This is a genomic window from Bradyrhizobium sp. (genome assembly GCF_052389815.1).
GTDB lineage: Bacteria > Pseudomonadota > Alphaproteobacteria > Rhizobiales > Xanthobacteraceae > Bradyrhizobium.
This window is the reverse complement of record NZ_JBQTHN010000230.1, coordinates 1-18,470: the sequence shown is the minus strand read 5'-3', so window position 1 is coordinate 18,470 and position 18,470 is coordinate 1. Positions and strand designations below refer to the sequence as shown.

Annotated in this window: 18 protein-coding genes, 1 tRNA gene and 1 pseudogene; 8 read left to right on the top strand and 12 right to left on the bottom strand. The window is 63.4% G+C overall.

Translation table 11 applies throughout. The annotated features are described in order from the left end of the window. Positions 1-153: 153 nt before the first annotated feature. From ACT4OC_RS30535 to ACT4OC_RS30520, 4 genes are all read right to left on the bottom strand, one after another. On the bottom strand, positions 154-1,596 hold the full coding sequence (locus ACT4OC_RS30535; RefSeq protein ID WP_444842787.1) for an ammonium transporter: 1,443 nt from the start codon (positions 1,594-1,596) through the stop codon (positions 154-156). A 37-nt stretch (positions 1,597-1,633) separates the two neighbouring features. Continuing rightward, complete coding sequence (locus tag ACT4OC_RS30530) at positions 1,634-1,972, bottom strand: P-II family nitrogen regulator (protein WP_291616254.1); 339 nt, start codon at positions 1,970-1,972, stop codon at positions 1,634-1,636. Between the two features lie 298 nt (positions 1,973-2,270). Continuing rightward, complete coding sequence (locus ACT4OC_RS30525; RefSeq protein ID WP_444842786.1) at positions 2,271-3,566, bottom strand: ammonium transporter; 1,296 nt, start codon at positions 3,564-3,566, stop codon at positions 2,271-2,273. Between the two features lie 82 nt (positions 3,567-3,648). Continuing rightward, positions 3,649-3,987: a P-II family nitrogen regulator gene (locus ACT4OC_RS30520; protein WP_444842785.1), complete on the bottom strand. Its 339-nt coding sequence runs from the start codon at positions 3,985-3,987 to the stop codon at positions 3,649-3,651. A gap of 247 nt (positions 3,988-4,234) precedes the next feature. Between ACT4OC_RS30520 and ACT4OC_RS30515 the strand changes: the two genes are divergently transcribed. Then, complete coding sequence (locus ACT4OC_RS30515) at positions 4,235-5,116, top strand: DUF4339 domain-containing protein (RefSeq protein ID WP_444842784.1); 882 nt, start codon at positions 4,235-4,237, stop codon at positions 5,114-5,116. A 1-nt stretch (position 5,117) separates the two neighbouring features. On the opposite strand, the gene tesB is transcribed toward ACT4OC_RS30515, so the two are convergent. After that, positions 5,118-5,981, bottom strand: a complete 864-nt coding sequence (gene tesB / locus ACT4OC_RS30510; RefSeq protein WP_444842783.1) for an acyl-CoA thioesterase II — start codon at positions 5,979-5,981, stop codon at positions 5,118-5,120. A gap of 206 nt (positions 5,982-6,187) precedes the next feature. Between tesB and ACT4OC_RS30505 the strand changes: the two are divergent. Beyond that, a pseudogene (locus tag ACT4OC_RS30505) lies at positions 6,188-7,417 on the top strand (ubiquinone biosynthesis hydroxylase); the annotation flags it as partial. A 67-nt stretch (positions 7,418-7,484) separates the two neighbouring features. On the opposite strand, the gene ACT4OC_RS30500 reads toward ACT4OC_RS30505, so the two are convergent. Together ACT4OC_RS30500 and ACT4OC_RS30495 are read right to left on the bottom strand one after the other, a co-directional pair. Further along, positions 7,485-7,682 carry a Trm112 family protein gene (locus ACT4OC_RS30500; protein ID WP_444842782.1) on the bottom strand — a complete coding sequence of 66 codons (198 nt, stop codon included), beginning with the start codon at positions 7,680-7,682 and terminating at the stop codon, positions 7,485-7,487. Positions 7,683-7,723: 41 nt separating this feature from the next. Continuing rightward, complete coding sequence (locus ACT4OC_RS30495) at positions 7,724-8,269, bottom strand: TetR/AcrR family transcriptional regulator (protein ID WP_444842781.1); 546 nt, start codon at positions 8,267-8,269, stop codon at positions 7,724-7,726. Positions 8,270-8,370: 101 nt separating this feature from the next. Between ACT4OC_RS30495 and ACT4OC_RS30490 the strand changes: the two genes are divergently transcribed. Next, positions 8,371-8,721 carry a hypothetical protein gene (locus ACT4OC_RS30490; protein WP_444842780.1) on the top strand — a complete coding sequence of 117 codons (351 nt, stop codon included), beginning with the start codon at positions 8,371-8,373 and terminating at the stop codon, positions 8,719-8,721. Between the two features lie 182 nt (positions 8,722-8,903). Continuing rightward, entirely contained in the window at positions 8,904-9,716 is an 813-nt protein-coding gene (locus ACT4OC_RS30485) for an SDR family oxidoreductase (RefSeq protein ID WP_444842779.1), read from the top strand. A gap of 100 nt (positions 9,717-9,816) precedes the next feature. Here the strand turns inward: ACT4OC_RS30485 and ACT4OC_RS30480 are convergent, their stop codons facing one another. Then, positions 9,817-10,488 carry an LON peptidase substrate-binding domain-containing protein gene (locus ACT4OC_RS30480; RefSeq protein WP_444842778.1) on the bottom strand — a complete coding sequence of 224 codons (672 nt, stop codon included), beginning with the start codon at positions 10,486-10,488 and terminating at the stop codon, positions 9,817-9,819. A gap of 36 nt (positions 10,489-10,524) precedes the next feature. Continuing rightward, positions 10,525-11,445, bottom strand: coding sequence for a thioredoxin (trxA, locus tag ACT4OC_RS30475; protein ID WP_444842777.1), 921 nt, complete (start codon positions 11,443-11,445; stop codon positions 10,525-10,527). Positions 11,446-11,722: 277 nt separating this feature from the next. Between trxA and ACT4OC_RS30470 the strand changes: the two genes are divergently transcribed. After that, positions 11,723-11,797, top strand: a tRNA-Gly gene (locus ACT4OC_RS30470). A 347-nt stretch (positions 11,798-12,144) separates the two neighbouring features. On the opposite strand, the gene ACT4OC_RS30465 is transcribed toward ACT4OC_RS30470, so the two are convergent. The 3 genes from ACT4OC_RS30465 to ACT4OC_RS30455 form a co-directional block, all read right to left on the bottom strand. Then, positions 12,145-12,591, bottom strand: a complete 447-nt coding sequence (locus ACT4OC_RS30465) for a DUF488 domain-containing protein (RefSeq protein WP_444842776.1) — start codon at positions 12,589-12,591, stop codon at positions 12,145-12,147. A gap of 15 nt (positions 12,592-12,606) precedes the next feature. Next, entirely contained in the window at positions 12,607-13,188 is a 582-nt protein-coding gene (locus ACT4OC_RS30460) for a DUF488 domain-containing protein (protein ID WP_444842775.1), read from the bottom strand. A 72-nt stretch (positions 13,189-13,260) separates the two neighbouring features. Beyond that, on the bottom strand, positions 13,261-13,968 hold the full coding sequence (locus tag ACT4OC_RS30455) for a dual OB domain-containing protein (RefSeq protein ID WP_444842774.1): 708 nt from the start codon (positions 13,966-13,968) through the stop codon (positions 13,261-13,263). Positions 13,969-14,297: 329 nt separating this feature from the next. Here ACT4OC_RS30455 and ACT4OC_RS30450 point away from each other — a divergent pair, with 329 nt between their 5' ends. The 3 genes from ACT4OC_RS30450 to ACT4OC_RS30440 form a co-directional block, all read left to right on the top strand. Continuing rightward, positions 14,298-16,571, top strand: coding sequence for a DUF2235 domain-containing protein (locus ACT4OC_RS30450; RefSeq protein ID WP_444842773.1), 2,274 nt, complete (start codon positions 14,298-14,300; stop codon positions 16,569-16,571). Positions 16,572-16,854: 283 nt separating this feature from the next. Next, positions 16,855-18,126, top strand: coding sequence for a PQQ-dependent sugar dehydrogenase (locus ACT4OC_RS30445; RefSeq protein ID WP_444842772.1), 1,272 nt, complete (start codon positions 16,855-16,857; stop codon positions 18,124-18,126). Positions 18,127-18,290: 164 nt separating this feature from the next. Next, positions 18,291-18,470 (top strand): c-type cytochrome (locus ACT4OC_RS30440; protein WP_444842771.1); only part of this gene is annotated, 180 nt, incomplete at its 3' end.

The window sequence follows — 18,470 nt, the reverse complement described above, 5'->3', positions numbered from 1 at the left end:
ATTCGCGGGAGCGCAAAGCAACGAAGCCAACAATCGACAAGAAGAAAGGGGCTCCAACTTGCGCTGGAGCCCCTCGACGGTCAGGGCATTGCCGGGTATGTGCCCCGACCGCAGTTCTGGGCGCGGCGCCGGAAGCGCCGCGCCCGTGGGAGATTACATGTTGTAGGCGCGCTCGGTGTGGTCGGTGAGGTCGAGACCCTCGCGCTCCACTTCGACGGTGGCGCGCAGGCCGACGATCACGTCGACGACCTTGAAGAGGATCGCCGAGCCGACGCCGGACCACACCAGCGTGGTGCATACGCCCCAGACTTGCGAGGTCATCTGCGCCACGAAGTCGTAGTCGGCGACCTTGCCGGCGACGTAGTCCATGACGCCGGTGCCGCCGAGGGCCGGGTTGACCAGGATGCCGGTGCCGAGCGCGCCGACGATGCCGCCGATGCAGTGCACGCCGAACACGTCGAGCGAGTCGTCATAGCCGAGCGAATTCTTCACGACGGTAACGAAGAACAGGCAGACCACGCCGACGATGAGGCCGAGCACGATCGCGCCCATCGGGCCGGCGAAGCCGGCGGCGGGCGTGACCGCGACGAGGCCGGCCACCGCGCCGGAGATGACGCCGAGCACCGAGGGGTGACCGCGGACGATCCATTCCGCGAACATCCAGGCCAGCGCCGCCGCCGCGGTTGCGACGAAGGAGTTGGTCATGGCGAGCGCCGCGCCGCCCGAGGCTTCGAGGTTCGAGCCGGCGTTGAAGCCGAACCAGCCGACCCAGAGCAGGGAGGCGCCGACCATCGACAGAGTGAGCGAATGCGGGGCCATCAGCTCCTTGCCGTAGCCGGTGCGCTTGCCGATCAGCAGCGCGCCGACGAGACCGGCGATGCCGGCGTTGATATGCACCACGGTGCCGCCCGCGAAGTCGATCGCGCCCTTCTTGAAGATCCAGCCTGCGTCGGCCATGATTTCGTCGAGCTTGGCCTGTGCCGCCTTCTTCGCGGCTTCGTCCGTCGCCGCCGCAACCGCCTTGGCCGCGTCGGTGATCAAATCCGGACCGGCCCAATACCAGACCATGTGGGCGATCGGGAAGTAGATCAGGGTGACCCAGAGCGGGATGAACAGCGCCAACGCCGCGAACTTCATGCGCTCGGCAAAGGCGCCGACGATGAGGGCCGGGGTGATCGCCGCGAAGGTCATCTGGAAGCAGATGAAGATCAGTTCCGAGATGTTGGCGTCGACGCTGAAGGTGGCGGCCTTGGAATCCGTCGTCACGCCCATCAGGAAGGCCTTCGAGAAGCCGCCGATGAAGTCGGAACCGCCGGTGAAGGCGAGGCTGTAGCCGTAGAGCGCCCACAGCACGGTGACGATGCAGACGGTGTAGAACACCTGCATCAGCACCGAGAGCATGTTCTTGGAACGGACCAGACCGCCGTAGAACAGCGCCAGGCCCGGGATGGTCATCAACAGCACGAGAACCGTCGACGTCAGCATCCAGGCGTTGTCGCCCTTGTTGACGGTTGGCTCGGCATACGCTGCGGTCGCAACGAACAGGCCGGCTGCGAGCGCCGCCAATCCCGCGCTATAGGGACGTTTGAACGTCATTTTGTCTTACTCCTGGGTGGTAGGGTTGAGCGCGAAATCAGAGGGCAGCGGCATCGGCCTCGCCGGTGCGGATGCGAACCGCATGGTCGAGGTTGATGACGAAGATCTTGCCGTCGCCGATCTGGCCGGTCTTGGCAGCCGAGGTGATCGCATCGATGGTCTTGTCGACCTGATCCGAATTGACGGCGACTTCGATCTTGATCTTGGGCAGGAAGCTCACGGCGTATTCGGCGCCGCGATAGATTTCGGTATGACCCTTCTGCCGGCCGTATCCCTTGACTTCGGTCACCGTCAAACCGTGCACGCCGATGGCGGTCAGGGCGTCACGGACTTCTTCGAGCTTGAATGGCTTGATGATCGCCATAACAATTTTCATTGGGTTTATCCCCGCTTGGACCCGGCACCCCCGGGCGGTCTGGATGGACGTCACCACGCGGAGAGTTCACTACGCGGGCACAGCCTGGCCCCGTAGAATCAAATGCCGTGCCAGAACGCCCGGCTTCCCTAACGGTTTATGAATCCGGACGTTTTCGCGGTTCCCTGGCACTCGCAGGAAGTGCGCTATTCCGCCGCGCCTAAAGTCTAATCAACAATGCCCAAAGCGTGGGCATGACCGTGTGTCGACACAATCATGCCCACGGGGCGTGCAGGGAAACGGTAGCAGAATAAAGTCGCTACTGCAGGGCCTCGCCATGCTGCGAAATATCCAGGCCCTCCAGCTCCTGCTGCAGCGAGACCCGGAGCGGCGCAAAGGCGCCGACCAGCTTGAGCAGGACGTAGGTGACGACCGCGGTCCAGGCGAAGGCGATGGCAACGCCGTAAAACTGGGTGAGCAGCTGTTGCGGGTTGCCCTCGAGCAGTCCCGAGCTGTCGCCGATCGCCTTGGCCGCGAACACACCGCAGAGCAGGGTGCCGGTGATGCCGCCGATGCCGTGGACGCCGAACACGTCGAGCGAATCGTCGTAGTTGAGGCGCTGCTTCAGCGAGGTGCAGGCCCAGAAACAGACGGCGCCCGCGGCGATGCCGATGAGGATGCCGGCCCACGGCGCGACAAAGCCGGAGGCGGGCGTGATGGTTCCGAGGCCTGCGATGGCCCCGGAGATCATGCCGAGCACGGACGGCTTGCGGCGCGTCGACCATTCCAGCGCAGCCCAGGTCAGCGCGCCTGCGCAGGCCGACAGGTGCGTCGCCGTGATCGCCATCACCGCGCGGGGCGATGCCGTCACCGCCGAGCCGCCGTTGAAGCCGAACCAGCCGACCCACAGCATGCCGGTGCCGATCACCGCGAGCGCGAGATCGTAGGGCGCGAGGTTCTCGGCGCCATAGCCATGACGATTGCCGAGCACCTTGGCCGCAACCAGGCCGCCGATGCCGGCGGACAGATGCACGACGAGGCCGCCGGCGAAGTCGAGCACGCCCATGGTCTGCAGGAAGCCGCCGCCCCACACCCAATGCGCCAGCGGCACATAGACGAAGGTGAACCAGCCGACCGAGAACCACAGCCAGGCGGAAAAGCGCATGCGGTCGGCCACCGAGCCCGCCACCAGCGCCACCGTGATGATCGCAAAGGTCATCTGGTAGAGCATGAATAGCGCTTCCGGAATGGTCTTCGCCGCCGGATTGACCGTCTCCATGGTCATGCCGGCGAGGAACCAGCGGTCGAGCGTGCCGATCCAGCTGCCGTCGCCGACGAAGGCGAGCGAGTAGCCGTAGGCGACCCAGAGGATGGAGATCAGCGCCACCGCCGAGAGGCTCTGCGCCATGGTGGCGAGCACGTTCTTCTTGCGCACCATGCCGGCATAGAACAGCGCCAGGCCCGGGATGGTCATCATCAGGACCAAAGCGGTGGCGACGATCATCCAGGCGGTGTCGGCGGCATTGATGGTGGAAGTTTCGGCAAAGGCAGGCGTTGCCAGCGTCGAGAATCCGAACAACGCCAACCGCCTCACGGCGCGTGAGTGAGCCCCCATGATATTTTCCCCGGCATTACCAACTTGCAAATTCTTGTCCGCACCTTCGGCCGTCTCCGGCGGGCGCGCTTTGAGACAGATGTCAGAGCGCGTCGCTGTCGGTCTCGCCGGTGCGGATGCGCACGGTGTGGTCGATCGGCGTGACGAAGATCTTGCCGTCGCCGATCTGCCCGGTGCGCGCGCCCTGCGTGATGACGTTGACGACCTTGTCGGCGACGTTGGAATCGACGGCGACTTCGATGCGCAGCTTGGGCAGGAAGTTCACGACATACTCGGCGCCGCGATAGATTTCGGTGTGGCCCTTCTGGCGGCCGTAGCCCTTGACCTCGGTCACGGTCATGCCGTGGACGCCGATGGCGGTCAGGGCCTGGCGGACCTCGTCCAGCTTGAACGGTTTGATGATCGCGACGACGAGCTTCATGGGGCCTTCATTCCATCATGTTTTGGGCAGTTTGACCGCCCGGCGAAGTTTGCCAATCCAAATCTGGCATCTTTCTGTGCAAATGGCACAAAAAACTTGCAGGGGTAAGTGGAATCATTTGCGGCGGACAGTTGCCTCTCTGTACAGGCAGGCGGATCGTCCGCCAGAATGCGGGCTTTCCAAGGCCGCACCGTCCAGCCCGCCCAGATTCCGGCCGCCGCCTGAAGAATTCCCCGAGGAGACGCCAATGTCGAAGCAATGGTTCTATGCCGCCAACGGCCAGCAGCAGGGTCCATACCCAGAATCCCAGTTCCGCGATCTCATCGCCAATGGCACGGTGCGGGCCGACACCCTGGTGTGGACCGAGGGCATGGCGGGTTGGCAGAAGGCGGCCGAAATACCGGGCCTGGCGCCGAGCGCGGCGGGGCGCCCGCCGGGATTGCCGCAAGGGGGGTCGCTGCCGATGACCGGTGCGGCTGGTTCGCCTGGCAATGCGCTGTCGGCCGACTTGCCGCTCTTCGGCCTGCTCGGCCGCACCCTGGCCTACATCATCGGCATGCTGCTGGTGATTCCAGCGCCCTGGGTTGCGGTCTGGTTCTACCGCTGGTTCGCGTCGCGCGTTCAGGTGCCGGGACGGTCCAATTTCTCGTTCACCGGCCAGGTCGGCGATATCTGGTGGGCGTTCATCCTGCTGGCGCTGCTGGGCCTCGTCGGCGCCTACGATCCCCTCTATCAGATCATCGCGATCGTCCTGCAAGCCGTGGTGTCCTGGTTCGTCCTGCGATGGGCAGTCGACAATCTCGCCTCGAACGGCCAGAAGATTCCAACAGCCTTCAACGGCAGCATCTGGGGCTATATCGGCTGGCAGGTCCTGCTGATCGTCTCCTTCATCACCATCATCGGCTGGGCCTGGGTCATCACCGCCATGCTGCGCTGGATCTGCCGCAACATCAGCGGCACGCGGCGCGAGATCCTTTTCAACGGGTCCGGTCTGCAGGTGCTGTGGCGCTCGATCGTGCTTGCACTGCTCGGCTCGCTGATCATTCCGATCCCGTGGATGCTGCGGTGGTACGCGCGCTGGTACGTCTCTCAGTTCGAGCTGGCGCCGCGCGGGGCAGCGTTCGCGTAAGCTAGGATTTCCGCTGGCGCACCGAGCCTTCCTGCGCCACGGAGGCCACCAGCGTGCCGTCGGGCTTGAAGATCAGGCCGCGGGTCAGCCCGCGGCCGTCCTGCGCGCTCGGCGAATCCTGGGCGTAGAGCAGCCATTCGTCGGCGCGGAACGGGCGGTGAAACCACATTGCGTGGTCGAGGCTGGCCGGCATCATGCGCTTGTCGAACAGCGTGCGGCCGTAGCGCGCCATCACCGCATCGAGCAGAGAGAAGTCGGACGCATAGGCGAGCGCGCACATGTGCAGCGCCGGATCGTCGGGCAATTTCGCGGCGGTCCGGATCCAGACATGGATGCGGCCGTCGTCGATCTTCTGGCCGAAATAGCGGCCGAGCTCGACAGGGCGCAGCTCGATCGGGCGATCGGACTCGTAGTACCGGCGGATGAATTCCGGCATCTCCTTGAACATCGGCTGCTTGGAAACTTCCTCGGCGGTGAGTTTCTCCGGCGGCGGCACGTCCGGCATCTTTTCCTGGTGGTTGAACGCGCCTTCCTCCTCGGCATGGAAGGAAACCATGATGGAGAAGATCGCGTTGCCGTGCTGGATCGCGGTGACGCGGCGGGTCGAGTAGCTCTTGCCGTCGCGCAACCGCTCGACCTGGTAGACGATCGGTATTTGCGTATCGCCCGGCAGGATGAAGTAGCAATGGATCGAATGCGGCAAGCGTCCCTCGACGGTGCGGCATGCCGCTACCATCGCCTGTCCGATCACCTGCCCGCCGAACACGCGCTGCCAGCTCGTCTTCGGGCTGTTGCCGCGGAACAGATTCACCTCGAGCTGTTCGAGGTCGAGGATGGCGAGCAGGTCGATCAGGCTTTTGGACATGCGGATGCTTTCAGTTCGTCTCGGACCAACAACAGCTGTCATTCCGGGGCGAAGCGTCAGCATCGAACCCGGAATCTCGAGATTCTCAGGGGCGCAACTGCGCCCCATAGTTCACGCTTCGCGTGCCCCGGAATGACGGCCCGAAGGGCCTTGTTTGGTGAACCTGTTTCGCCCAGCTATACTCCGGGGGCAAGAGTAAGAGTACGCGGGTTTCCATGACGGCACAGCGAAGCATAGTGATTTGCGGCGGGGCGTTTGCCGGGCTGGCGCTGGCGCTGGCGCTGCGCCAGGGGCTGGGTCCCGATATTCCCGTGGTCGTCGCCGATCCGGCGCTCGGCGTGCGGCCGAGCCGCGATCCGCGCGCCACCGCGATCGTCGCGGCCTGCCGCAGGCTGTTCGAGGCGCTCGGGGTGTGGGACGAGGTGGCGCCCAAGGCGCAGCCGATGCTCGACATGGTGGTGACGGACTCGCAGCTCGCCGACGCCACGCGTCCGGTGTTCCTGACCTTCGGCGGCGAAGTCGAGCCGGGCGAGCCGTTCGCGCATATGGTCGAAAATCGCCACCTGATCGACGCGCTCGCCGCGCGTGCCGAGGCCGCCGGCGTCGACCTTCGCGCCACCGCGGTGAACAGCTTCGAGTCGAGCGCCGACGGCATCGACGTCGTGCTGGCGGACGGCGCCACCATAGCCGCGAGCCTTCTGGTTGCCGCCGACGGCGCGCGCTCGAAACTGCGCGAGCAGGCGGGCATTGTCACCCATGGCTGGGAATACGATCAATCCGGCATCGTCGTCACCGTCGGCCACGAGCGCGACCACCACGGCCGCGCCGAGGAGCATTTCCTCCCGGCCGGTCCCTTCGCGATCCTGCCGCTGACGGGCAAGCGTTCCTCGCTGGTGTGGACGGAGACGCGCAAGGAAGCCGCGCGCATCGAGGCTTTGAGCGAGGACGACTTCCACGCCGAGCTCGAGAAGCGTTTCGGGCTGCACCTCGGCGAGATCGAGGCACTGGACAAGCCGCGCGCCTTCCCGCTCGGCTATTTCGTCGCGCGCTCCTTCATCGCCGAGCGAATGGCGCTGGTCGGCGACGCCGCGCATGTGATTCATCCGATCGCGGGGCAGGGGCTCAATATGGGCCTGAAGGATGTCGCTGCGCTCGCCGAGGTCGTCGTCGATGCGGCGCGGCTCGGCATGGATCCGGGGAGCGCGGGCGTGCTCGAGCGCTACCAGCGCTGGCGCCGCTTCGACACCATGGCGATGGGGGTCGCCACCAATTCGTTGAACCTGCTGTTCTCCAACGAATCGAAACTGCTGCGCGCCGTGCGCGACATCGGATTGGGTCTCGTCGACCGCGCCCCGCCGCTGAAGAACCTGTTCATCCGGCAGGCCGCTGGCCTCACCGGCGAAGTGCCGCGGTTACTGAAGGGCGAGGCGCTGTAAGGCGAATAGCGAATGGGGAGTAGCGAATGGTCTATTCGCTATTCGCTACTCACCATTCGCCGCTCCGTCACTCGATCTTCCGCGCCTCTTCCGGCAGCATGATCGGGATGCCGTCGCGGATGGGGTAGGCGAGCTTGGCGGAGCGCGAGATCAGCTCCTGTTTCGCGGCGTCGAACTCCAGCGGGCCCTTGGTCAGCGGGCAGACCAGGATTTCCAGAAGCTTGGGATCGACGCTGGATTCGGGCCGCTCGGGCTGGGCGTTCATCTAGGTAACTCCATTGCGTGGAGAGGCTCTAACATATCCCTTCAGCGCGCGACAATTTGCAGGAGTTCGTCCAGTACGGCCTGCTGCCGGTCCGGCGGCAGCGGCTGGTTCGACAGGGCGAAGCCGAAAAAGGTCCAGAACAGGATTTGCGCGCGGGCGCGCGCGACGTCCTCGGCAAGCCCGGCCTGTTTCAGGAGCCACTCGACATAGTCGAGCCGGCGGCGATCGACGGCGACGACGGCATCGTGTGCCTGCGGATCGTTGGCGGCCCAGCTTCGTACCGCCCGCTCCAGCGCAAGCCTGCCGCCGAAGGTCAGCTTGAGCAGCATGGCAAGCGGGTCTTCGCCCTTGTCCGGGTCCAGGGCCGCCTGGACGCTGGCGATGATCTGCTCGGTGGCGACGTCGCGCCAGCGATCGAGGATCGCGGCGTGATAGGCGCCGATATCGGCAAAGTGCCAATAGAAGCTGCCGCGCGAGACGCCCATGGCTTTTGCCAGCGGCTCGGCCTTCAGTGCCGTGAAGCCGCTCTTTGCCAGCGTCTTCAGGCCCTGGTCGACCCAATCCTGCGCCGAAAGCTGATCCGCCATGGTCCCCGCCTCGCGAGGCAAGCACCATACACAACTGTATTGACAAGCGCCAGTGCGGCCGTTATTCCGTACACTACTGTATGGATGCCGGTGGAGGTCCCATGCGCGATCTGATCCTGCAATGTGCCGGCGTCGCCGGCATCGTCGTTGCCCTCATCCATGGTGTGCTGGGGGAAACCAAGGTGTTCTCCAGGGCGACCATCGCGCCGGAAAGCCTGCGCACGCTGATCCGGCTGGTCTGGCAGGCGGGGACAGTCGCCTGGATCGGCGGCGGCGTGCTCCTGATCGCCGCCCCCAGTATGGGATCGGACAGCGCGCGGCACTGGATCGTCGCGACCATCATTGCGGTCTACGCCTTCGCGGCCATCGCCAACGCCTGGTGGTCGCGCGGCCGCGGGTTCGGCTGGAAGGCCTTGGCCGCAGTGGTCGTGCTGGCGGCCGCCGGCTACTAGCAGCATGATCCGGAAAAGTGTGAAGCGGTTTTCCGAAAGATCGTGCTCAACAACGATAGGCCGGCGGAACCCGTCGCCCGTTGCGGCGTCACCGACCCGACCCGCGAAACCCTCCGCGCTCCCGCCGGTTGATTAGCCGCGGAACCTCACCCTCTGGGCGGCTGAGAACAAAGGAGCGGGCCATGACCCTTGTTCTCGTCACCGGCGGAACCGGCCATCTCGGGCAGGATCTCGTGGATCGGCTGGTGCGCGATGGCCACCAAGTGCGAGTCTTTGCCCGCACGCGCCGTTCGCGTAACGACGTCGAATGGGCGATCGGCGATCTCGCCACCGGCGAGGGGCTGCCGATGGCGCTGCGCGGCGTGCACACCGTGATCAATGCGGCAACGCATTCGCCGGTCGCGCGGCGCGGCGGCTTCCGGCCGGTCGACTTCTTCACGTCGCCTTCCGATGTCGACGCGGAAGGCACGCGGCGGCTGCTCGACCTGTCGCAGCAGGTCTCGGTGCAGCACTTTCTCCATGTTTCGATCGTCGGCCTCGACGAGGCGTCGCTGCCCTACGCCCGCGTCAAGCTGAAGGGCGAGCGCATGGTCCGCGAGTCCGGCCTGCCCTGGTCGGTGGTCCGCGCGACGCCGTTTTACTACCTGCTCGAACGCATGCTCGCCGGCTTCGGCTGGCTTCCGGTCTGGCCGGTGCCGAAAGCGGTCTGCAACCCGGTCGACACGACCGATGTCGCCGATCATCTCACGCGTTGCGCCTTCGACGGCGAACGTGGCGTGCGGGCGGAGATCGGCGGCCCCGAGGACCTCAGCCTCGTCGAACACGCAAGGCAATATCTGGCGGCGCGCGCCATGCATCGCACGGTCATGCCGGTCCATGTTTCCGAAAAGACGGCGCGCGGCATGGGTTTTGTGAAAAGCAACGGCGTGCGCGGCACGCTGTCGTGGAAGGATTGGCTGAGGCGTCGGTTTGCCGGGACGCGCAAGGCGGCGTGACACGCTCGTCATGCGGGCTTGACCCGCGCATCCATCAACCTACTCAAAATTCATCCGAAGGAGATGGGTCACCGGGTCGAGCCCGATGACGACGATCGCCCTACTGCAGCCCCGGCTCGCCGCTGGTGCGCTTCTTGGCGAGGTCCATCTCGGTGACCGCGATCAAAATCTCCGCGCGGGTCTTCAGGTCGGGCGCTTCCAGCATCGCCTGCTTCTCGGCCGGGCCGTAAGGCGACATCATCGCCAGCGCATTGACCAGCGCCTCGTTGGGCGCGCTCTCGACACCTTCCCAGTCGACGTTCAGATTGTTGGCCTTGAGGAAATCGGTGAGCACGTCGAGCAGCGCCTGGCGATCGACCGCTTCCTCGCCCTTGCGCGCGATGAAGTCGTCGGCGAAGGCGAAGAAGTCCACCTTGCATTGCCGGTAGGGCGTCAGCACCGACAACTCCTCGATCACCCTGAAGCGCGACACGCCGGTCAGCTCGAGGATGTAGCGGCCGTCGCCGGTCTCGGCGAGCTGGGTGATGCGGCCGACGCAGCCGACGCGGAACAGCACCGGGTTCCTGTCGCTCGAATGGGTGACGTCCGGCTGGATCATGCCGATCAGGCGATGGCCGTCGCGGAAGGCGTCGTCCACCATGGCGAGATAGCGCGGCTCGAAGATGTTGAGCGGCATCTGCCCGCGCGGCAACAGCAGCGCGCCGGGCAATGGAAACACCGCAATCACCTCCGGCAGCTCGCCGGGTCCGCGATATTCGGCATTGATCGGCATGAGCTGTCCCGGCGCTTTGCCTCGAGTAACCGAGTGTCAGGAAAACAGGATCGTCGACAGTCTCTTTCGTCCCTCGACGGTCGCCTCGTCGGCGCCGCCCCACGCTTCGAACAGTTGCACCAGTTGCCTGCGCGCGCCGTCGTCGTTCCATTTGCGGTCGCGCCTGACGATCTCCAGCAGCTGCGCGGTCGCCTCGGCTCGCTTGCCTGCCGCGTTCAGCGCGGTGGCGAGGTCGAAGCGCGCCTGATGATCGAGCGGGTTTGCGGCGACTTTCTGTTCGAGCTCGGCGACCGGTCCGACCGATTTGGCCTGCTCGGCGAGCTCGATGGCGGCCTGCACGGCCTTGACGGCCGCGTCGTTGCGCTTGGATTCCGGCACCATGCCGAGCGTCTGCCTGGCCTGCTCGATGGCGCCGGTGGTGACGTAGCATTTGGCAAGGCCCGCCAACGCGGCGATGTTGGTCGAATCCAGCCCAAGCACCTCGGCATAGATCTGCGCCGCGCCCGCCGCGTCGCCGTCGGCCAGCACCGCCTCGGCCTCGGTCAGGATCTCCGCGATGTTGGGCTCGCCCGCGGCCGGCACGCCCTTGGTGATCCGCTCGATGAAGGCGTTGACCTGGCTTTCCGGCACCGCGCCCATGAAGCCGTCGGCCGGCTGGCCATTGACGAAGGCGATCACGGCCGGAATCGACTGGATGCCCATCTGCCCGGGGATGGCCGGATGGTGGTCGATGTTCATCTTGACCAGCTTGACCCGGCCCTTGGCATTGCGGACCGCCTTTTCCAGGATCGGGGTGAGCTGGCGGCAGGGGCCGCACCATTCCGCCCAGAAGTCGATCAGCACCGGCTGGCGCTTCGATTCCTCGATCACGTCCTTCACGAAGGACTGGGTGGTGGTTTCCTTGATGAGGTCGCCGGCTGCCTGCGGCGCTCCGCCGCCCTGCTCTACAATGGTCACGATGTCCTCGCCTGCTGTCCTCAATGAATGGCGCCCCTTCTAGCACGGCCGGGCCGGAATCAGCGTGGGGTCGATTTGCCCTAGTTGGAGCCGGCCACCGGCATTTTCAATCGCCGGGAACCGGCCCCGGACTTGATTTCGGGGTATCTGGCGACCATTTCCGCCTAAATCGCCCCGCGAGGGGCGGATTTTAACGCTTCGCAGAAGTGTTGCATTCACAGTGCGCATTTGGCATAGGTGCGCCGTTGCCGGCGCACCAGTCGCCGCCATCTCGGATGCGGGTGTAGCTCAGTGGTAGAGCACGACCTTGCCAAGGTCGGGGTCGAGGGTTCGAGCCCCTTCGCCCGCTCCAATCGCTTCAAATCCGCGCAATGACTTAGTCACTCCCTGCGGGGAGTACGGCTGTTCGCGTTTCACGCTCGGGGTAGGTTCGGGGTAGTTTCCACCGGGCCGGATACCCATACACGCTGACCGGCGTTGCTAAGAAGTTGGGTGGGAATTATTGGAGCACGGCCCAAGAGGCGATTGATCGCGTGAAGGCGAAAGATAAGTTCGATCTGAAAGCAAGTGATAATAAATACCACTGCGCAATGAAGTACGGAAAAAGCATTCTTCACAAGTATTCCGAGGACGCAGTAGTCTTGGTTCGAAAGGTTCGAAAGGGCGAGCCCTACGAACTCTGAAAGAAACGATTGCAAACTATAGGTGCTTTACTTCGAGTGACCCGTGCCACTTCTCGTTAAGATATTCGCAGACAAGTCTTCTATGGCAGTGGTGTGGAGTCGCTTCTGAACATAGCAAGCAACTGTCTTGAAACATCTCTGGGCTAAAACGCGTTTCGATCTGGCGGTCAGACATTAGATCTAGAAAACGATTGGTGTAGGTCGGCCAATCCCCTTTATCTCGCTTAAACGCTTTCAACATCTGATCGGTGGGAGCGAGAAGCGGCTCATGCAAGTAGTCCGCACCACAAATCTCTCTCAGAAAGAATCGTAGGTCGTCAGCCTTGGCAAATCCTGCCAACTGAGAGGTGTTGTGGAGCCTAACGTCCAAGACCTTCTTTGCTCCCGATCTCTTGATCCTGTCGAAGAACGATTTCGCACTTGTCTTGGTGAACCCAATCGTGGAAACCCTGAACCTATCCAACTGGCTTCTCCGCGCTCAATCTGGGTGCCGCGGGGAGGGTCGGTAGCCGGAAGTGGGCTCAGAGTAGGCAACCTTGTTCGCCCTTTTCCTGTAGGCTTCCGCCACACGCTCTCGATAGCTTTGAAACAAGTCGGCAGCGTCGTGCCGGGATAGTTGGACAAGGCGTCGCTCGACCTCTGCCTGATCCAAAAACAGTTGGTTTGGGAGAATGTGTCTCACGGTCGCTCCTCGCTCGTGCAGCGCTCTCCCCACAAGCAGACACCGATGACATTCCAAAGGATCATGCTCTGAACACATCAAGGCAACGCGATACTGCTTGCTTCCTTCGAATACCCGACGCAGACCACGTTCAAAGTCGGACGATTTGGCCATCTTTTCGTAGTCAGCGACGCCATCACAAAAGTATTGACGCTCCTTCGGACGGCCACCCAGTTCTTCACCAAGAAACACATAAGCAATGCCGTCCATGCGCAATTCTTCTCGAAGCGTGTCGCGATTGAATTGAGGGTTGCGACGAGAAAATGGGGTCGATCGAACGTCCGCGACAGCCGTCACGGATGCACTTCGCAGCAATCTTACAAACTCCTCATAGGACATGCTCGAATGTCCTATGGACAAGACTTCAAGCGGAGATGTCATAGTTGTCTTCGTTTTCTGTTGCTGCAAGGGTTAGAGGAGGATTACTCCATTCAACTGAGAATAGCATTCGTTTGGCCTTGATTGCATTGGCCGTGACAAACCTGCGCGAATGTGTACTCGAGTGCTGGCTTTGACATCTGCCTTTACTGCTGCAAGCCCAGCAGAGCGCCAACGAGTCCGGGCCGCCTCCGCTGGCACAGACAGGTCATAAACCCGTCCGGCGCTTGTCACGCGGGCACGCAGCTTAGGATTCTCATTCTGCCACTGGTGCTCAAAGAAAATAATGTCTGACGGCGGAATTTCAATTGCGCCAAGCGAACGCCCCTTATTGCCCGTTGGGACATACGCTTTGGAATTCACGCGCACCAGCGCGTTATCGAACGCCAGCGGTAGAGAGGCAGCAGTCCCAGCCGCAACGGCTTGAACCATCGCGGCCGGGTTAAGCGTCTCCAAGACGTGCATTGGAGTGCCCATATCTACAATTCGATCCTCAGTTGCATGCGGAAACAGAAAATCCGGTAGAGGGTTGGTTGCGTCAAACCGAACGACATTTCCGACTGAGAAGGTCTTACCTGGACCCGCATAGGCTGCATTCCAAAATCGAGAGGCTTCATCCCTTGAATTTGCGCCCTGCGGTTCGGGACGGATCATCCGGTTCGATATACGGTCCCACCCTGCGACGCAGTACAAACTTCCATAACAAGTTACATCCGTGACGATGATTTCGTAAGTGGCCATCATGTACCCCCAGCAGCCTCAAACTACTTAACACGCGAAAGTAGCTCAATCCTGCCGCCACACTCACCGGAAGACAATCCTTCTCTTAGAGAAGCTCGAAGCGGCGCAGGCGTGGACTGATTATCTGAAAGGCCCGGCGGCGACAGCCGCGATCGAGGGCCGCGGCATGAGCAGGCCGTAAGGGGCTTCCATAGTTTCTTCCGCCAGCTTCGTTCGGGCGGCCCACACTTTATTTCAGTCTCTGTGAGGCAGATCGCTTTTCCCGCTGCGCCGATGTGCCATTCTCTAAACCTGAGATTGCGCGTTCAACGATACGGCGGGGGCAGCCCATGAGCCGAAACATCGTTCTGCTGTCCGACGGCACCGGCAATTCCAGCGCAAAGGTCTGGCGCACCAATGTCTGGCGCACGTTCGAGGCGCTCGACCTGTCGGACAGCGACCAGGTCGCCTTCTACGACGATGGCGTTGGCACGTCCTCGTTCAAGCCGTGGGCGATCCTCGGCGGCGCCTTCGGCTTCGGGCTGAAGCGCAACGTCATCGACATCTACAAATTCGCCTGCCGCAATTATCGCGACGACGGCGATCGCTTCTTCGGCTTCGGCTTCAGCCGCGGTGCCTTCACCATCCGCGTCGTTGGCGGGCTGATCCTCAATCAGGGCCTGGTCGCGGCGCAAAACGAGAAGGAGCTCGACGAGAAGGCCCGCGCGGCCTATCGCGCCTACCGGCGCGAGCGCTACCACACCATCTTCGGCGTCGAGAATGTCTTTCGCCGGGGCCGCGACCTGTTTCTGCGGGACAAATACGACAGGAATGAAAACCGGCAGGTCGCGAAAATCCATTTCGTGGGCGTATGGGATACGGTGGCCGCCTACGGCGCGCCGCTGGACGAGATGACGCGCGGCATCAGCCGCTTCATCTGGCCGCTCGAGCTTCCCACCCACACCCTGCCGCGCGACCGGGTGACGCGCGCCTGCCAGGCGCTGGCGCTGGACGAGGAGCGAACCACGTTCCATCCCGAGCTGTGGAACGAAGGCGACGTGCCTGCCGCGCCGGTCGATCCGGGCAAGGAACGCTACGTCAGGGACGAGCAGCTCAGCCAGGTCTGGTTCGCCGGCGTGCATTCCAACGTCGGCGGCGGCTATCCCGACGATTCGCTGGCCTACATTCCCTTCGTCTGGATGATCACCGAGGCGCAGCGTTGCGGCCTGAAGTTCAAGTCGGACGCCGCGTTGCCGCCGGCGCTGGTGGCGGACCCCGATACGTTCAAGAATGCGATGTCCCGGCGCGACAAGGATGGCCGCATCTACGATCCTCGCGCCGGCCTCGGCGCCTATTATCGCTACGGGCCGCGCAAGCTCGAGCAGCTTTGCAACGCGAGCTACGCCCGGAAAGGCGATGGGGAAGACCGGGTCGTGATCTGGCGGCCGAAGATCCACGAGTCGGCGTTTCGACGCATCGACAATCGCGCGCATGCCTACGCGCCGGTGGGCCTGCCGCGGGTCTATGACGTCGTTCGCGAAAACGATGGCGCGATCCTGACGCCGTCGCAGTTCGGAGTTGAGGAAGACGAGGAGGCCAAGGCGCGCGGCGACGCGCAGGAGCATGTCTGGAACGATATCTGGAAGCGACGCATCGTCTATTTCGCCACGGTCGGCGCCACCTTGTGGCTGCTGGTGTTTCCGCTGGTCAGCTCCGCCACGCGCCAGGACGAATTCACCAGCCCGATTCGCTGGGTCTCGGACCTCATCCGCATCGTGGGCGCCTTCCTGCCCGGCTTCGCCTCGACCTGGATCGACGGCTATGCCCGCGCGCCGGGCTGGTTCATCCTGCTTGCGCTTCTCGTAGCCGGCCTGATGTGGTGGGGAACGCGCATCGCCGATCGCATCTCGGTCAATATGGGCACGATCTGGCGCGGAGTTCCGAACGCGCCGTCGGGCCTGCCGAACAATTTCATCTACCGGCTGCGCAGCAGCAGCGGCTACGCCGCCTTCCACAAAAACCTCAAATACCGCTGGGCGCCTGCCTTCTTCGCCTTGCTGCTGGTCTATCTCGGCGCCGGCCTTGCAAGTCATCTGCTCTTCAACGTGCAGGACGTGGCGGGCCTCACCTGCGACGAGAGCGCGGCGACGAGGGAGCTGGGTGCGCGGGGCGATACTTCCGGGCCCATTCGCTTCAATACCTCCGAACTCTGCAAGGCGACCGGGATCATGATGGAGCGAGGGGCGCGATATCTCGTCGAGATCAAGCCGGTGCCAGGGGAGAGCTGGAGCGATGGCACGATTCCCGTGCCGTTCGGCGGCTTCTCTCCGGCCGATCCGCCGACCTGGTATCACCGCATGATTCTCGGTTTGGCGGTGCCGCTGCGGCGCGAAACCACGCAGGACTGGTTCCATGTCGTGCTGCGTTACGGCCGCGTCGGCGGCGAAGAGACCTTCATCGAACCCGATCCCGACGATCCCTATTTGCAGGCGCCGATCAGGGCGACGCGCAACGGCGAGCTGTTCGTCTTCGTCAACGACGCCGTGATCGGCATCCCCGGACTGTACGACATGTTCTACAAGCGCAATCGCGGCGCCGCCGACCTCGTGGTGACGCGACGATAGTCGCGCGCGCCGCCTCGTTGCGACAACACGCCGGTTTGTGGAAGCGTGCCCACTTGCTGCGCCGCAAGGTGCAGATCACAAAATTGTCTCAAAGCGAACTGCATCGCGACGACTCGATCCGATTGCATGATCGCCGCGCGTCGGCAGGCGAGCCTTTCGCTTCTCACGCGCGGCGGATGTGATAGGCTTTTGCGTCTGGCTGCTCGGCCAGACCTACTGACGTTTCGTCTCTCGACACAAAACAATAACGCGGGCCTTCGGGCTGCATAGGGGAGTGGACGCGATGAAATCGGTTATCAATGGATGTGTATTTGCGCTTGCGGCGACGCTCGCGGTAGCGGTGGCAGGGCCTGCCGACGCGCAGGATAAGGACAAGGGAAGAGCTCTGAAAAAATACGAGTCGGGTACGCCGGGTTTCTGGAAAAATCCGCCGCCCGACTGGTTCCTCGGCGACGAGACCGAGGCCCAGAAAGGTCTCGCGCCGCCCTCGGGGCCGCCGACCGGTATCCCGGAGGCCGAGATCGCCGCGTCGTTGAAGAAGATAAAACTGCCGCAGGGTTTCAAGATCGAGCTCTGGGCGCCGGGCGTGCTGCAGGCACGGCAGATGGCGTGGGGCGACAAGGGCACGCTGTTCGTCGGCACGTTCGATCTCGGCACCATCCACGCCGTCACCGACAAGGGCGGCAAGCGCGAGGTCAAGGCCGTGATCAAGGGGCTGAGAATGCCGACGGGCGTCGCCTTCCACGACGGCGCGCTCTACGTCATCGATATCGACAAGCTCTACAAATACGAGAACGCCGAGGCCAACATCGACAATCTCGGCAAGGGCAAGGTGGTCTATGACGACATGCCCCCCTATGTCCCGCATGGCTGGAAATACATCGCGGTCGACAAGGAAGGCTGGTTCTACCTGCCGTTCGGCCCGCCCTTCAACATCGGCCTTCCGCCGACCAGCGTCTCGCAGGTCCGCCGCGTCGATCCCAAGACCGGTAACGCGGAAATCTGGGCGCTCGGCGTGCGCAACAGCGTCGGCGGCGACGTCGATCCCCGTACCGGCCGTTTCTGGTTCACGGAGAACGCCCGCGACTGGGTCAGCGACGATCTGCCGAGCGACAAGCTCAACATGATCTCCAAGATCGGCGAGCATTTCGGCTATCCCTATTGCCACCAGGGCGACCTGCCCGATCCGAAATTCGCGATGGGGCACAAGTGCGAGGAGTTCACCCCGCCAGTCGTCAAGCTCGGCGCCCATGTCGCCCCGCTCGGCATGAAGTTCTATACCGGCGATCAATTTCCCGCCGAGTACAAGAACAACATCCTGATCGCCGAACATGGCTCGTGGAACCGCCACAAATACCAGGGCGCGCGCATCAAGCGCGTCACCGTCGGGCCCGACGGCAAGGACGCCAAGTCGGAAATCTTCGCCGAAGGCTGGCTCGAGGGCGACAAGGGCTATCTCGGCCGTCCCGCCGATATCGTGATCGCCAAGGACGGCTCGATCCTCGTCGCCGACGACTGGGCCGGTGCGATCTATCGCATCAGCTACAGCAAGTAGAACGAGGGAACCATCGGAGGCTGCGGTTGCTTGAAGAAGCAGCCGCGGCTTTCTGCTTGGTCTGTCGTTGCCGGGCTTGACCCGGCAATCCATCGGACTTCACGAGACTCTTGCGAAGGGGATGGATGCCCGGGTCAAGCCCGGGCATGACGAGGGAGTTTGAAATGCGCAGGTTGCTTTTTGGAATCGCAATCGCTGCAGTCGTCGCGGGCGTGCCGTCCGCCCACGCCGCCGACATCGCAGCCGGCAAGGAGAAGGCGCAGCTCTGCGTCGCCTGCCACGGCGAGAATGGCATCTCGCAGATGGAGAACATGCCCTCGCTCGCCGGCCAGCTCGACCAGTTC

Coding starts and splice junctions, on each gene's coding strand:
- tesB (WP_444842783.1), bottom strand. CDS start 5,981: ATGTCCAAAAGCCTGATCGACCTGCTCGCCATCCTCGACCTCGAACAG.
- ACT4OC_RS30485 (WP_444842779.1), top strand. CDS start 8,904: ATGACCCTTGTTCTCGTCACCGGCGGAACCGGCCATCTCGGGCAGGAT.
- ACT4OC_RS30535 (WP_444842787.1), bottom strand. CDS start 1,596: ATGACGTTCAAACGTCCCTATAGCGCGGGATTGGCGGCGCTCGCAGCC.
- ACT4OC_RS30530 (WP_291616254.1), bottom strand. CDS start 1,972: ATGAAAATTGTTATGGCGATCATCAAGCCATTCAAGCTCGAAGAAGTC.
- ACT4OC_RS30460 (WP_444842775.1), bottom strand. CDS start 13,188: ATGTCCTATGAGGAGTTTGTAAGATTGCTGCGAAGTGCATCCGTGACG.
- ACT4OC_RS30480 (WP_444842778.1), bottom strand. CDS start 10,488: ATGCCGATCAATGCCGAATATCGCGGACCCGGCGAGCTGCCGGAGGTG.
- ACT4OC_RS30445 (WP_444842772.1), top strand. CDS start 16,855: ATGAAATCGGTTATCAATGGATGTGTATTTGCGCTTGCGGCGACGCTC.
- ACT4OC_RS30515 (WP_444842784.1), top strand. CDS start 4,235: ATGTCGAAGCAATGGTTCTATGCCGCCAACGGCCAGCAGCAGGGTCCA.
- ACT4OC_RS30520 (WP_444842785.1), bottom strand. CDS start 3,987: ATGAAGCTCGTCGTCGCGATCATCAAACCGTTCAAGCTGGACGAGGTC.
- ACT4OC_RS30490 (WP_444842780.1), top strand. CDS start 8,371: ATGCGCGATCTGATCCTGCAATGTGCCGGCGTCGCCGGCATCGTCGTT.
- ACT4OC_RS30495 (WP_444842781.1), bottom strand. CDS start 8,269: ATGGCGGATCAGCTTTCGGCGCAGGATTGGGTCGACCAGGGCCTGAAG.
- ACT4OC_RS30525 (WP_444842786.1), bottom strand. CDS start 3,566: ATGGGGGCTCACTCACGCGCCGTGAGGCGGTTGGCGTTGTTCGGATTC.
- ACT4OC_RS30450 (WP_444842773.1), top strand. CDS start 14,298: ATGAGCCGAAACATCGTTCTGCTGTCCGACGGCACCGGCAATTCCAGC.
- ACT4OC_RS30500 (WP_444842782.1), bottom strand. CDS start 7,682: ATGAACGCCCAGCCCGAGCGGCCCGAATCCAGCGTCGATCCCAAGCTT.
- ACT4OC_RS30455 (WP_444842774.1), bottom strand. CDS start 13,968: ATGGCCACTTACGAAATCATCGTCACGGATGTAACTTGTTATGGAAGT.